1 protein-coding gene is annotated in these 1,216 nt (G+C 42.5%); it reads left to right on the forward strand.

Annotated features, from left to right (window positions below; genetic code table 11):
• A partial coding sequence (locus tag CVN76_RS00675) for an LLM class flavin-dependent oxidoreductase (RefSeq protein WP_157805387.1) occupies nt 1–900 on the forward strand: 900 nt, incomplete at its 5' end.
• Nucleotides 901–1,216: the final 316 nt, after the last annotated feature.

Genomic DNA, 1,216 nt, shown 5'->3' on the forward strand with positions numbered 1-1,216 from the left:
CATGAGTTTATTCAAACCGTTCAGGCCCTATGGGGAAGTTGGGGTGAGTCTGCTTTAAAGCTTGATACAGATAAAGGAATATTTGCGGACAGCTCGCACATTCAACCTATTCAGTTACAAGGTAAATACGTTGAATCACGAGGACCATTACCGATTCCGCCATCTCCACAAGGACAGCCGGTCATTTTCCAAGCAGGAGGAGGTCAAGACGGAGCCAATTTAGCTGGCATGTACGCATCTGGCGTGTACTCAATTGTAAACGATATCGAAACAAGCCATAACCATCGTCATGTCCTTAACCAAACAACTGAAGCTGTTGGCCGAAAACCTGATGAAGTGAAGCTTTTTATGGGGATAAACGTAACGATCGGTGATAGCTATGAAGAGGCACTAAAACGTAGAAAAGAGATGATTTCGTTAATGACTGATGAATTACCGGCACAAGTAAACCATCTGTCTGCATTGGTCGGGGTGTCCATTCCATTTCCCCATATCCATCAATCGTTACCGATGGAATTACGAAAGCGTTTAACGCCAAACCCTTTTCAGTTACATTCACAAAAAGCAGTTGACCTCCTTGAGAAGGAGTTTACCATTTTTGATGTGTTAGCTCATGGTGTAACAGACTTCCACCATACTATCATAGGCTCACCTGAACAAATCGCGGATGAAATGCAAGAATTGTTTGAAGCTGGTGCGTGTGATGGATTTGTAATTATCGCAGATCGAGCGCATGACGGATTGCCTGCATTCGTAGAAAAGGTTATTCCTATTTTACAGAAGCGCGGGTTATTTCATGAGGATTACGAGGGGACAACATTACGTCAACACTTAGGTGTACCTTATCAATATGGTCGAAGAAATTTTATAAACCTAACAGGGAGTAAAAAGCATGATTAAGCGATTATCCATCTTAGATAGGGCACTCGAAGGTTATCAAATGACTGGTAAAGGAGGGTGCACCTCCCATTAGCAAATAGATGAACTTGGTTACGAGCGTAATGGGTCATTGTGCATACTAATTTCCCTCTGTGCTGCAAGTGCTTCTCCTGATTTGCTTATACAAATTGCATACGTGTAGGATCAGGGGGTGTCATGCTTCCCAATCATTCTTCATTAACGGTAGCTGAAAACTATCTATCCACTTTTCCCATTGGTTCGTGGATTGCATGAAAACCATACAGTTAAACGTACAGAATTCATTATGACGACCTCG

This window comes from Bacillus sp. mrc49 (assembly GCF_002803435.1).